This window comes from Pseudomonas sp. ICMP22404 (assembly GCF_006227205.1).
Lineage (GTDB): Bacteria > Pseudomonadota > Gammaproteobacteria > Pseudomonadales > Pseudomonadaceae > Aquipseudomonas.
In genome coordinates this window covers 58,499-71,990 of record NZ_VCNG01000014.1, presented here as the reverse complement: position 1 = coordinate 71,990, position 13,492 = coordinate 58,499, and the positions used below count along the sequence as shown (strand labels likewise).

The 13,492-nt window shown below is 63.6% G+C and carries 10 protein-coding genes; 4 read left to right on the top strand and 6 right to left on the bottom strand.

Going from position 1 to position 13,492, the window contains the following annotated elements; genetic code table 11:
• Window positions 1–98: 98 nt before the first annotated feature.
• A complete protein-coding gene (locus FGE05_RS22480; protein ID WP_139648383.1) occupies window positions 99–1,379 on the bottom strand; it encodes a serine/threonine transporter in 1,281 nt (426 codons plus the stop codon).
• A gap of 349 nt (window positions 1,380–1,728) precedes the next feature.
• Here FGE05_RS22480 and FGE05_RS22475 point away from each other — a divergent pair, with 349 nt between their 5' ends.
• Window positions 1,729–2,679 (top strand): 2-hydroxyacid dehydrogenase, encoded by a 951-nt coding sequence (locus tag FGE05_RS22475; protein ID WP_139648381.1) that lies wholly within the window; start codon window positions 1,729–1,731, stop codon window positions 2,677–2,679.
• A gap of 189 nt (window positions 2,680–2,868) precedes the next feature.
• Here the strand turns inward: FGE05_RS22475 and tssA are convergent, their stop codons facing one another.
• From tssA to FGE05_RS22450, 5 genes are read right to left on the bottom strand one after another with little or no spacing between them, the layout of a single operon-like run.
• Complete coding sequence (gene tssA / locus FGE05_RS22470; protein WP_139648379.1) at window positions 2,869–3,957, bottom strand: type VI secretion system protein TssA; 1,089 nt, start codon at window positions 3,955–3,957, stop codon at window positions 2,869–2,871.
• Window positions 3,954–7,820 (bottom strand): type VI secretion protein IcmF/TssM N-terminal domain-containing protein, encoded by a 3,867-nt coding sequence (locus FGE05_RS22465; protein ID WP_139648377.1) that lies wholly within the window; start codon window positions 7,818–7,820, stop codon window positions 3,954–3,956. Before FGE05_RS22465 ends, tssA begins: the two co-directional genes overlap by 4 nt.
• Complete coding sequence (locus FGE05_RS22460) at window positions 7,817–8,578, bottom strand: DotU family type IV/VI secretion system protein (RefSeq protein ID WP_139648375.1); 762 nt, start codon at window positions 8,576–8,578, stop codon at window positions 7,817–7,819. Before FGE05_RS22460 ends, FGE05_RS22465 begins: the two co-directional genes overlap by 4 nt.
• An 18-nt stretch (window positions 8,579–8,596) precedes the next feature.
• Complete coding sequence (tssK, locus tag FGE05_RS22455; protein WP_139648373.1) at window positions 8,597–9,928, bottom strand: type VI secretion system baseplate subunit TssK; 1,332 nt, start codon at window positions 9,926–9,928, stop codon at window positions 8,597–8,599.
• 51 nt (window positions 9,929–9,979) lie between these two features.
• Window positions 9,980–10,444, bottom strand: coding sequence for a type VI secretion protein (locus tag FGE05_RS22450; RefSeq protein ID WP_139648371.1), 465 nt, complete (start codon window positions 10,442–10,444; stop codon window positions 9,980–9,982).
• Window positions 10,445–10,667: 223 nt separating this feature from the next.
• Between FGE05_RS22450 and tssB the strand changes: the two genes are divergently transcribed.
• From tssB to FGE05_RS22430, 3 genes are all read left to right on the top strand, one after another.
• A complete protein-coding gene (tssB, locus tag FGE05_RS22440; RefSeq protein ID WP_139648367.1) occupies window positions 10,668–11,228 on the top strand; it encodes a type VI secretion system contractile sheath small subunit in 561 nt (186 codons plus the stop codon).
• Between the two features lie 30 nt (window positions 11,229–11,258).
• Window positions 11,259–12,740 (top strand): type VI secretion system contractile sheath large subunit, encoded by a 1,482-nt coding sequence (gene tssC / locus FGE05_RS22435; protein WP_024776583.1) that lies wholly within the window; start codon window positions 11,259–11,261, stop codon window positions 12,738–12,740.
• Window positions 12,741–12,984: 244 nt separating this feature from the next.
• The gene (locus tag FGE05_RS22430) at window positions 12,985–13,482 is read left to right on the top strand and encodes an Hcp family type VI secretion system effector (protein WP_024776584.1); all 498 of its coding nucleotides are present in this window, start codon (window positions 12,985–12,987) and stop codon (window positions 13,480–13,482) included.
• Window positions 13,483–13,492: the final 10 nt, after the last annotated feature.

The following is a 13,492-nucleotide window of genomic DNA, read 5'->3' as shown; positions in this document are numbered from 1 at the left end:
AGCCGGGCTTGCTCGCGATGGCGGCGGCACATCCAGCATCACCGCAACTGACCCACCGCATTCGCGAGCAAGCCCGCTCCTACAGGGGATTTGGGGTGTCAAGCCGTAAGGGAATAGACCAGTGCAGTAATCGCCACCAGTCCCACAGATACCACGAAGACGTTGGACGCCTGACCACGATAGCGGGCCATGGCCGGGACCTTGCGGATGGCGTACATCGGCATCAGGAACAGGATGGCCGCGATCACCGGGCCGCCCAGGGTTTCGATCATGCCGAGGATGCTCGGGTTGAGCGTGGCAACGATCCAGCACACCAGCAACATGAACACTGCCGTCAGGCGGTCCAGGGTCTTGGCTGCCGGGCGACGGCCGCTCTTGACGATCAGGCCCTTGAGGCCTTCACTGGCGCCGATGTAGTGCCCCAGGAACGACTTGGAAATCGCCACGAAGGCAATCAACGGCGCCGCAAACGCGATGGTCGGGTTGCTGAAATGGTTGGCCAGGTACGACAGGATCGACAGGTTCTGCGCCTTCGCTTCGGCCAGTTGCGCCGGCGACAGGGTCAGCACGCAGCTGAACACGAAGAACAGCACCATCACCACCATCAACACATGGGCGCGGGACAGGATCTGCGCGCTGCGCTGCTCGGCACCCTCCCCATAGCGGCGTTTCTGGTCCACCGCGAACGCCGAGATGATCGGCGAGTGGTTGAACGAGAACACCATCACCGGAATCGCCAGCCACAGGGTATGCAGCAGCGCCGAAGGGGCCGGCAGCGTGGACGCGGTGCTCAAGATGCCGCCGCTCCAATGTGGGATCAGGAACACCGCCAGGAACAGCAGTGCAACGATAAACGGGTAGACCATCAGGCTCATGGCCTTGACGATCGCCTGCTCGCCACACCGTACCACCGCCAGCAGGCCCAGGATCAGCACCAGGGACAGCACGGCACGGGGGGGCGGCTGGATATGCAGTTGATGCTCCAGGAAGCTGCCCACCGTGTTGGTCAGCGCCACGCTATAGATCAGCAGGATCGGGAAGATCGCAAAGAAATACAGCAAGGTGATCAGCGCGCCGGCCTTGATGCCGAAATGCTCTTCCACCACCTCGGTGATGTCCGCCCCGGCGCGACCGGACAGCACGAAACGGGTCAGGCCCCGGTGCGCGTAGAACGTCATGGGAAATGCCAGCAATGCCAGGATCAGCAAGGGCCAGAAGCCGCCCAGGCCAGCATTGATCGGTAGAAACAACGTACCGGCACCGATGGCGGTACCAAACAGGCCCAGCATCCAGGTCGTGTCCTGGCGACTCCATTGGCTGAGGGTGGCTGGGGCTGTCGATTCAAAGCGTTCTTCGACGCTATTGGCCTGATCATTCATCCGGTCGGATCTCCGCTTTCCGGTCATATGCACCCGGCCGGGACGAGTCGGAAAACCCCGACAGGCAGCGCCCTGGCCGAAACAGGGGCGCGATTGTCCGGGATTAGCGAGCAGAAGCAAAGACTTAGCTGAGGAGCGGTGGTGAATGGCAAAAAATGCCAGGGCATGAGGTATCGCCGCTTTGCACCAGCTCCTACACTCACAAACAGAATCCACAAGACCTGTGGGAGCGAGCCTGCTCGCGATGGCGACCTGTCAGCCAACCTGGCGTCGACTGACTCGCCGCCATCGCGAGCAGGCTCGCTCCCACAGGGTATTCGTCAGTACGATTTGCCCACAGGAGCCCAGCATGACCGCAACCGTCCTGGTACTGGTTGAAACCGTCAATGACTACTTGCCGATCCTCGAACGCCAGGGTTATCACCTGGAACTGGCACCCACGCCGGCCGAGCGCAAAGCGGCGATTTTCGAGCATGGCGAGCGGTTCAATGCGGTGCTGACCCGCGGCCCCCTGGGTCTGACAGCCGACGAGATGGCGGCCCTGCCCAACCTGCAGATCATCTGCGTGATCGGCGCCGGCTACGAGCAGGTGGACCTTCAGGCTGCCCGGAACCGCGGCATCGTGGTCACCAACGGTGCCGGGGTCAACGCGTCCTCGGTGGCCGACCACGCCATGGCGCTATTGCTGGCGCTGGTGCGCGACATCCCCCGGGCCGACGCCTGTGTACGCCGCGGAGAATGGACGAAGGTCATGCGCCCTTCCCTGGCTGGCAAACGGTTGGGCGTGCTGGGCCTTGGCGCGGTGGGGATGGCGATTGCCAAGCGCGCGGCCCTGGGCTTCGACATGAGCGTCAGCTACCACAGTCGGCGGGTACGCGAAGATGTGCCCTACACCTTCTGCGCCACGCCCACGGAGCTGGCCCGTGTTTCGGATTTCCTGATCGTCGCCACGCCTGGAGGGCTCGACACCCGACGCTTGATCAACAAGCAGGCCCTCGATGCCCTGGGTCCCAAAGGCTTCCTGGTGAACATCGCCCGGGCCAGTGTGGTCGCCACTGATGAGCTGATCAGCGCCCTGGAACATCGACGCATCGCCGGAGCGGCCCTGGACGTATTCGATCACGAGCCCGAAGTGCCCGAAGCGCTCAAGCACCTGCCCAATGTGGTCCTGACGCCCCACGTCGCCGGCCTGTCGCCGGAAGCGACCCGAGGCACGGTGGAGCTGGTGGGCCAGAACCTGAATGCGTTCTTTTCCGGCAAACCCGTGCTGACACCGGTGCCGCTGCCCGAGCCGAGTTGATTACAAAGCTGTAGAACTGACACCGAACCTGTGGCGAGGGGATTTATCCCCGCTGGGCTGTGCAGCAGCCCCAATACAATTTATCTGATGCACCGAGGTGTTAGGATTTAGGGCCGCTTTGCAGCCCAGCGGGGATAAATCCCCTCGCCACAAAAGCCGTTCATCTGAGCCAGCCATAGCACAACACGATCAGAGAACCCCCAACAACGTCCACAACCGTCGGGACTCGGCATCGGCGCTGATCAGTTCCCCCAGCAGCTCGCTCAACGGTTTGTTGCCCCACTCCACGCCCCGCCGGATCAGGTAAGGCACCGGGCTGTGGGGTTCGGTGCGCGACAGGTAGCCGGCGATGACCAGCAACTGCCGGTAGGCCTCTTCACGGCTGGCGGGCTCCTGGAAGACCTGGGCCGGCGCTGTATCCGCCTGGGCCTGGGCAGTCGATGGCGCGCCCGCGGGTGAGGCTTGCGCCGGCACGACAGTGGGCTGTTGTGGATGCATCGCGATGAACTCCTCTACCAGTGCCAGCAAGGCCTGTATCACGTCCTGCAGGGATTTGTAGCCGGGGGCCAGGTTGCCCAGGTAAGCATCGCTCCAGGCTTCGAGCCGTTGCAGGTGCTGCTGGCTCAACATGAGGCTGCCCTGGCGATGCAGCCAGAACGACAACGGTGTGCCGCGAATCAGTTCGTCGAGCTTTTTCTGGTCGCTGCGCGCCGCTTCCGCCGAGGCCTTGGCGTTCTTGCTGTCGTTGGCCTGAACTTGCTGACGCCGCAAGCGCTGCCAGTCGTCCAGGCAGAAGCCGTCGAAGGCCGAGTCGCGGCCATTGAACAGCGGCACCCGCGTCAACAGCACCTCGCTGTAGCGCCGGGCCAGCCATTCCAGCGGGATGACGCGCCATGACTGGTCGCCTTCTTCAGCCAGGGGATGCAACTGCTCTGGGTAGCGTTCACACAGGCCCGCCACCAGCGCCAGGCTGCCCGGCAAGCCCTCCAGGCCGGACAGGTGTAACCAGGCCTCCCCCAGCCAGGCGCTGATCATCAGGTCCTTGCTGCGTTCGAGCAGCAGCGCGGTGGCGAGTTTTTCCAGTTCCGGCCATTGGGCGCGCTTGATCTGGGACTGCCACACCCCGGTGGGCAGGCTGGTGTCGTCTTCCCGGCGTAACTCCCGCAGTTGATCGTATTCCAGCTCGTAGCGCAGGTCCTGGCCGCAGGGCGACTCGGCGCTGATCGGCTCGAGCAACTGGCTGATCAGCTCGGGCAAGGGGGAGATAGGTACGCTCACAGGCCCTCCTCACGGGTGGCGATGGCGGGGCTCGACGAGGTCGCCATGAAAGGTGAACGGGGTGCCTGGGTCGGCAGCGGCGGTATCGACAGCGGCAGCTTCGAACCCTGGCTCATCAATGACAGGCGCAGGAACATCAAGGTTTGTTGCGTTGTGCGGGCCTGGAACTGGGCCTGGGCCGGACTCTGGGCTGGAATCTGGCCCGTTACCGGCAGTTGCAGGGTCAGCGGGAAATCGGTGTAGTCGACATTCGGCTGGCGTTGCACCGACACCAGCGAACGCATCAGGCGCAACAAGGACCACGGCCCCTGGTATTCCCAACCGGCCTCCAGGTCGCGCACCACCAGGTTCGGCTGCAGCGGGTCATTGGCCGGTCGCTGGTAACCGTTGCGGGCCCAGCGCAAGGTCAGCCGCACGGGCTGCCCGACCATCCAGCGCAGGTTCTGCTGGGCGTCACCGGGGTAGTTGATCTGTTGATTGCCGGCGTTCAGCCCCCAGGCGATTACCTGGTCGGCGCCGCGCTCCTCGTCGCGGTCGGTACGCCAGCGCACGTCCATTTCCACGCCGAGAATGCCGCTCTTGTCCCGCACGAACAGCGGCCCCAACCAAGTACCGGCCTGCTTCAACCGGTTCAGAAAGTCCTCGGCAGCCAGGCGCTCCGGGGTCTGGCTCAGTGCCAGCCCGGCCTGGGCCAGGGGCAGGCGCGTATCGATCAGCTCCAGCAAGCGCTGCACCCGCGCCGGGTCGGCGTCACTGGCCCGCAGGTCCTGGGAAAACGGAAAGCGCCCGGCCAGGTATTGGTTGAAGTAATTGGCCACATCGTTCCAGGCCGTCGCCGCCTGGTTCTGTTGCAGGTACAGGCACCGTTGCAGGGCCCCCTGCTGCAAGCTGACGGCACGCTGGGCCAGATCACCACGGCCGCCGGACAGGTTGGAGGTCTGCAGGATCTGCGCGCAGGAAGAGGTGTCCATCTGGTTGAAATCCCGGCTCACCAGTTGTTCCAACTGCGCCGCGGAACTGGCCGGGTTCTGGCTCTTGTACTTGAGCAACTCATCGTTGATGGCCATGAACCGCGACACCCGGTCGTGCTCCAGGGCCGAGAGATCGTCCTGCTGGACGATCAACCATTCCAGGGCCGGCATGCGCTGCTCGGCGATCTGCACCATGGCGTCGAACTGCTGGTTCAGGCTCAGTTTCAGACCTTGTGGATCGCTGGCCCCGTAGAGCTGCAAACCGAAATTCTTCGAGCCGTCCCAGCGCTGGACATCGGCCCGCTGGCTGAACAGGGGCTGGGCTTCGATTTCGTCCAGGCCACTCTTGATCTGCGCCAGGGCGCGACGGTTGAGCAGGCGCTGGAACCGCGTCGCCAGGTCGGCCCGGTGCACATCCATGAAAGCCTTTTGCAGCGCGACGGCCTGGGTGGTCTGGACATTGAAGCCCATGCCCGGCAACTGCTCCTCGCTTTCATCCAGGCTCAGCCACATGGCCCGGGCCGCGGCCCCTTCAGCCGTCTGGATCAGAGCATCACGGTAGTCCGGCGGGATGCGCGGCAGTTCCTCGTTGGCGTAGCTCTTGTAGCTGGCGAAATAGTTCAGGGCAACGCTGAAATCGTCGCTGCCGTCGCCCTGCCCCTTGGCATCGGCGCTGCCGCCAGAGGAGTCCTTCTGCAGGGCCAACGCCACGAAGTCACGCTTGAACAAGGCTTTCACCGCGTCATCCAGGGCCGTGACATGCTCCTGCAACACCAACAAGCCACTGCCCTGCTGGACCAGCAGGTTGTCCCGGGAGCCGGTCTGGACGATCCACTGGTCGCGAAAGCTCTGTTGCAGCTTCGCCGCCTGGCTCTCCAGGTCCTGGGCAAGCTCCGGCCCCAGCAAGGTGCTGTGGCTGACTTTGTCCATCATCTGGGTGTAACCGGGCACCAGGTCCTGTCCCTTGCCCCGGCCCCAAGCCGCGTTGGTCAGGTTGACCAGGGTCTGCAAATCGTCGACCAGGGCCATCAGGTCTTCCAGCTCGCTCAGCGAGTTGCCGCTCCCCGCCTCCAACCGTTGCAGGTGCAGCTTGAGGTAACCGGCCTGGCGCACGAAGTTGTCCGCCAGGAAGTAATGATCGAGCCAACGCTGCATCAGCCCGGTGAAGTTATCGCCGATCACCGTGCGTGCAGCGTTCAGGTCCAGCCCTTGCAAGTCCTGTTGCGAGCCCATGCCTTGTGCATCGAACAGCACCCGGTTGTAGAACCGCGCCCGGCTCAGCGTGCCGGCGTTGAGACTCAGCGACAAGGCGTTATTGCTCAGTTGCACCAGCTCATCCAGCGGTGCCTTGGGGTTGCTCACCGCCTGGCTGAACATCTGGTTCTGCTGTTCGAGGCGCACGGCGCGCTCCACCAGATCCTTGGCCTTCACGTAGCTCTGCCATTGCGCCGGGTCTTCGCTTTCCACGTTGCCCCGCCGCTCGGTGTTGCGGATGGCCTTGAGCTGCTCCAGGTCTGCCGCCAGCAGGTCGCGCAGGGGTAACACCCAGTGATGCCGGGCGGTCAGGCGCAAGCCTTGCTCCAACTGAGTGTCCACAGAGGAGAACCACGAGGTGGGAAAAACTACCGCAACGTAGCGCCAACGCGGAGCTTTCTCCAGCATGTTCCAATAGGTCTGCACGTTGTAGCGGGTCGGTTCCAGCTGCGGTTGGTCAGGGTCGACCACCAGGTAGTTCTTATGCGTGCGCAAGATCAACTGCGACAACCCCTCGGCCTCTTCCACCGAGTCGTGCCAGACCCAGAGCATGCCCCCCAACCAGACCAGGCCGACCACCAGCGCGACCACGCCCGCCAGTCGATGCCAACGCAGGCGCAAACGCAACAGGCGCGGCACGGGCTGGGCCAGGCCGCGTTCGGCAACGAAACGCCGCGCCCACAGTTGCCGGGCGAACACCGTCTGGCGCAGGACCTTGTCGCTGGCGGCAAACCCATCCCCGGTGACGGTCGGCGCCTGACTCGCAGTGAAGTACACGCCGCGAAAGCGCGGCGCCTCGCCCTGGGCATTACCCTGGAACACCGGTTCCAGGAGGATCTGCAAGGCCCGCCGCAACCCTTCGAAGCGCTCCGGCAGCCCATACAGATCGCCGCTTAACTGCCCCGAAAGCGCGCCGATTTCGATGATCGACTGCGCCAGCGCGGCGTTGACCTGATCCAGCGCCTGGTCGCTCCAGTGCGACTGCCAGGCCGCGTCGGGTGAGTACGGCGACGACCAGCCCAGCGTCGATTCCCGGGCCTCGGCGGGCAGCGCGCTGACCAGTTCCTGGAACCCGGGCAACTCTTCCATCCCGGTAATCACCACGTACACCGGCAGACTCAGGCCGAATCGCTGCAGCAGGTCGATGAAGCAGCGGCGAACCTTGAGGCTCAGCTCGGTGGTGTGCTCGATATCGTCGAGCCTGCTGAACGGCACAGTCCAGATCACCGCGTCCATCGGCCGGCGGCTGCGCAGCCGCAGGATCAGTCCCAACAGCCGCCACCAGTTGCCCCGTTGCCGGTTCATGCCTTCATCGGGCAGGAACAGCGCCTGGGGCACCACCAGTACCGCCCCCTCGGCATCCGACCACCAGCGTCCGAACCACGCGGCCTTGTCCGTTGGCTGCAAATGCCACTGGGTGCACAACTGGGCCCCGTCGGTCTCGTTGCCAAGCATCAACAGCCAGGGGATCTGGTAGCGGTCCCGGGTGCCCTGCTCCTGCTCCATGTGACGGACCGCCCCATAGAAACTGCGAATCGCCGCGCCGCCCTGGGTTCGCAGCCACCAGATCAGCGCCGCGATCACCAACACCACGACGATGACCAGCACCACCAGGGCGACGATGCTCACGGGGCTCATGAGTCCTGCTCCTGGACCACCGACTCGTTCAACTGCAACACCGGCTCGAGTTCCGAGCGGATGTCACGCCAGAACACCTGTCCCAGGCCGGTCAGCAGCAACACCATCGCCAGGATCGCCAGCCCCAGGCGCAACCCGTCGGGCAGCGATGTCTGCGCCGGCATGCGTACCGGCGGGGCTGCCGCCGACATCGCCAGGCGCTGGCTGACGTCGACATAGTCCGGCTCATGCTGCCAGGCGAACGTGAACAGCGCCGCGCGCCATTTTTCATGCTGGATCTGGCCGGGCTCGCCGCGCAGGCGCCCCTGGAACCCGAGGATCAGGCATTGCAGGTACACGTTCGCCAGGTCCCGGGTGCCGGGCATCTGCTCATCCAGCAGTTTCTTGATGGCTGCGGGCAGCCGTTCGCCAGCCTGACGGCTGGAATACATGCGTGATTCAAGAGGATGCTGCTGCCAGGCCAGTTGTCCCGGCCAAGGGGTGAACAGCAAGGTTTCGTCCACCAAGGCGACGAAGGCATAGACCAGCGCCTTGACCTGCTCGGTCGCCGAGTCGCCGACAGTGGCAAAGGCCACCCGCCACAAGCGTTGGGCACTACGTCCGGAAAACTCCACCACCCGGCTGACCAGGGCCGCGGAGTCGTTGTCCTTGGGCAAATCCTGCCATTCCTGGAACCACCTCAGCCAGACCTGACGAAACGCGCTGCTCAGCGGCGCCTCGTGCAGACTCCGGACCGCCCCGCCACTTCCGTCAGGCATACGACTCCCCTTTTGCGATCAGGTACTTTCACCGACTTGCGCGACAAACAACACCACTTGCCACGGGCTGCTGGCCTGGGTCGACGCCGGCGCCACGATGTGCAAGGGCAGTTGCCCGTCGAACCACTGGCCGCTGGCGGCCACCACAAACAACCGGGTGTCGTCGCCCACGCTATAGGCCACCTGCTCGTTGCGGCTCATGGCTTGGTGCGGCAGACCGCTCATGCGCTGCCGACTCAACAGCGGCACGTGTGGCGCGGACGCGATGATCGCGCCGCGCAACCAATCGGCGGCGGCTTGCTCGCTGGCGCCGTTGGGCATGCGCAGGCCGATCACCAGGCGTTGGCTCGGCTGGTCGTCGGGCAACTGGATGGAGAACACCTGCTCATTGCGCTCGAAAGCCAGGCTGCGATAACCGGCGCGGACCAGTTCCAGGGTGGTGTCGAGCCAGTCGAGCAGCGGTTCGTAACCGCGCTGCAACTCGAGGAAATCCAGCGGCGCAAACGCCGGCACGCCGGCCAACGGATCGAGGGCCGACCAGGCGCCGGCCAGTCCCAGCAACAAACCGTACAGCGCCTGGGGTGTCGCCACCCGCGTGTTCAGGCTGCCTTCGACTTCCGGCAGGCGCGCCCACAAGGCGGTCATCTGCCGACGGATCTCCAGCGCATCGTCCTGGTTGCCGGCTGCCTGGGCCTGGCGCAAGCGACCGGCGAGGAACAGGCACTTTTCCCGGGCCCGGGCACACAGCCCGGCCACTCGCCGACCGAGCACCGACTCGGGCAACAGCACCGGCGTGGGTGGTGTATAGGGCATCCGCAGAAAGCCGCCGCCCTCCTTGCGAATGCGCAACAGCGGCAGGCAGATCGAATCGGCCTTGCTCAGTTGCGTGCACAGCCGCGGGTTCGGACGCCAGACGGTGATGGATTCGGGGAACTCGCCACTGGTGAGGTCCGGCAGCGCATCGCCGACCACCGATTGCAGGCGCCCCTTGAGCGGCAGCAATTGCCCGGCGCGCCAGAGAGGGCTGATCGCCAGGTACACGGTGACGGTGGCATCGTCGGTCTTGTTGACCGCCTCGGTGATGTCCAGCTCCAGGGTCGGCCCGACGCCGGCCTGAAGATTGACCGGCAAGCCGTCCGGCAAGGTGCCCTGCAATTGCAGCAGCCGGACCTGGCCGGCGCTAAGGGCCGAAGGGTCGACCTCCAGTTGACTGACACCCCAGAACCAGGGATTGCAGGCTGCCGCGACATGGGCAGCCAGGGCCTCGGCACGCAACCCTTGCAGTTGAAAATGTTGGGGCAACAGTTGCATGCCCTCATGCCAGCACACCGCGTCAGGTAACAGACTCATACGACTCCCTTCGACATCCCAGTGTCGCCGCACAAGGCGGCCCGCGGTCATTCAAGGCTGACTGGCATTGAGCTGGCCATCATCGACGAGGCTCATCTCACGACTGTCGAACTTCAGCCAGGCCTTGCGCTGATCGTCCAACCGGAGCCGGTGGGCTCCGGGAGTGTTATAGCTGGCGAAGACCAAAAGTCCAGCGGCGCGCCGGCCCTCCAGCGGAAAGGGTTGGCGGTCGATGAACTGCCCCGGAACCAGCTCCAGCCCCCACACCGACATGAGTTGACGATAGTCGCGCTGGAACTGTTCGCGCTCGGCGAACCACTGGCGGGCGGTGATCGCCGACAGTTGCTTGAGCAGGTCGGGATCATTCACCGCGATGAAATCCACGGCGATGGGCGTGTCGTCGTTGGCGCCGGACGCGACGTCGAGGGTCAGGCTGTCCAGGTCGACGCTGGGCGCAAAGAACGAGCAACCGCTGAGCGCCAGGCTGAAAAAAAATCCATAAAAAAACACACGCAAAATGAATCTTCCTTTTCGTCGCGGTCAAAAATTGTTTTTGCTTGCATTTTTATAGACCTGTTCTAGCGTCTTGGATAGTTCGACCTGCACGGTCGAATGGACCAGGTTCGTCAAGGGAATGACAGGTTTTCTGCCCTCCCTTTGCAACCTGCGGATCAGCAAGGGAATGCGATGAGCGGGCCTCCCGATGCATTGCTCCCCACATGCATCGGAGTCGGCCGCCATGGCAGAAAGTACCCAGCACAAGCTCGACAGAGTCCGTCCTCCCCGCGTCCAGATCACCTACGACGTGGAAATCGGCAATGCCATCGAAAAGAAAGAATTGCCACTGGTCGTCGGCATTCTGGCCGACCTCTCGGGCAAGCCATTGGACCCACTGCCCAAGCTCAACGAGCGGCGCTTCACGGAAATCGATCGCGACAATTTCAACGAGGTGCTCGCCTCCATCGCTCCCCGCGCCACGCTCCAGGTGAACAACACCCTCAGCGGCGACGACAGCAAGCTCAACATCGAACTCAACTTCCACCACATCGATGACTTCGACCCGGTCAAGGTCGTGGAGCAGGTCACGCCGTTACGCCGCCTGTTCGAAGCCCGTCAACGCCTGCGCGACCTGCTGACCAAGCTCGACGGCAACGATGACCTGGACAAATTGCTGCGCGACGTGATCGTCAACACCGAAGGCCTGCAAGAGATCAAGTCGGCCCGGCCCCAGGACGCACCGCAAGAGCTGCCAACCGTGGCCGCCAACGATGATCCGGCCCCGGCCGAACCACAGGCCTGATCGTGCTCATCACTCAAGGGAGATAAAGCCATGCCTGCTTCATCCAGCGCTCAAACCAGCGAGAGCACGACCCAGACCTTGTCCCTGCTGGACAAGATCATCGCCGAAGGCCGTATGGCCCATGACGACAGCCAACAGGACTACGCCCGCGACATGCTGGCCGAATTCGCCACCCAGGTCCTCGACGAAGGCATGGCCATCGACAAGGACACCGTGGCGATGATCAACGACCGCATCAGCCAGATCGACCAACTGATCAGCGCCCAGCTCAACGAAGTGCTGCACCACCCCGACCTGCAGAAACTCGAAGCGTCCTGGCGCGGCCTGCACCTGTTGGTACAGAACACCGAAACCAGCACCCGGCTCAAACTGCGCCTGCTCAATGTCACCCAGAAAGAGCTTCAGAACGATCTGGAAAAAGCCGTCGAATTCGACCAGAGCGCGCTGTTCAAGAAAATCTACGAGGAAGAATACGGCACCTTCGGCGGCCATCCGTTCAGCCTGTTGGTGGGCGACTACACGTTCGGCCGGCACCCGCAGGACATCGGTCTGCTGGAGAAACTCTCGAACGTCGCCGCCGCGGCCCACGCCCCGTTCATTGCCGCCGCCAGCCCACGCCTGTTCGACATGACCAGCTTCACCGAACTGGCAGTGCCTAGGGATCTGTCGAAGATTTTCGAGAGCCAGGAGCTGATCAAGTGGCGCTCGTTCCGTGAAAGCGAAGACTCGCGCTACGTGTCCCTGGTACTGCCGCACTTCCTCCTGCGCCTGCCCTACGGCCCGGACACCCGGCCGGTGGAAGGCATCAACTACGTCGAAGACGTCAACGGCACCGACCACAGCAAGTACCTGTGGGGCAACGCGGCCTGGGCGCTGTCGCAACGCATCACCGAAGCCTTCGCCAAATATGGCTGGTGCGCGGCGATTCGCGGTGCCGAGGGTGGAGGTGCGGTGGAAGGCCTGCCGGCCCATACCTTCCGGACCAGTTCCGGCGACCTGTCGCTCAAGTGCCCGACCGAAGTGGCGATCACCGACCGCCGCGAAAAAGAACTCAACGACCTGGGGTTCATCGCCCTGTGCCACAAGAAGAACAGCGACATCGCGGTGTTCTTCGGCGGCCAGACCACCAACCGGGCCAAGGTCTACAACACCAACGAGGCCAACGCCAACGCACGGATCTCGGCGATGTTGCCCTACGTGCTCGCGGCCTCGCGTTTCGCCCACTACCTGAAGGTGATCATGCGCGACAAGGTCGGCAGCTTCATGACCCGCGACAACGTGCAGACCTACCTCAACAACTGGATCGCCGACTATGTGCTGATCAACGACAACGCACCCCAGGAGATCAAGGCGCAGTACCCGTTGCGCGAGGCCCGGGTGGACGTGACGGAAGTGGCTGGCAAGCCCGGGGCCTACAACGCCACGGTGTTCCTGCGACCACACTTCCAGCTTGAGGAATTGACCGCCTCGATCCGCCTGGTGGCGACCCTGCCGCCACCGGTTGCTGCCTGACCGCTGAAACCTGAGGCGAGGATGCTCGTTGTGGCGAGGGGATTTATCGAAACGTCGCACCGCCCCGCTGGGGCGCGAAGCGGCCCCAAATCCCGGCAACTCGGTCTATTCGAGAGATTGAGCTGACTGTTCAAGGGGCTGCTACGCAGCCCAGCGGGGATAAATCCCCTCGCCACAGGGGTTCGGCGTTCGTTTTTTAGCGGTATTGGGTACCCCCACTTGTCTTCTTCTGGAGTTCCACACCATGGATGCAATCATTCTCGACCTCGGCGGCGACATCAAGGGCGATAGCCTGCTGGAGGGTTTCACGGACAAGATCGAGGTCATGTCCTACAGCCACAACGTGGCGATGCAAGTCACCAACGACGTCAGCAACTCGGAGCGCACCTCCGGTCGACCGCACATCGGTGAGTTCACCCTGACCAAGTTCATCGACAGCTCCACCCCTTCCCTCAACGAATATTGCTGCGCCGGCAAACCGATCCCGCAAGCCGTCATCACCATTGGCCGCAACGCCGCCGAAGGCAGCGGCAAGATCATGCCCTTCATCGTCTACACCCTGACCAATGTCGTGCTGTCCAACGTCAGTGTCAGTGGCGGTACGGGCGGCAAACCGGTGGAAACCCTGTCGCTGAACTTCACCAAGATCAAATGGGAGCTCACCGCCCAGAAAGACGACGGCACCAAGGAAGGCACGGCGGGTACCACCTGGGACCTGGCGGCCAACAAGATGACCAAGTAAGGACGCTGCC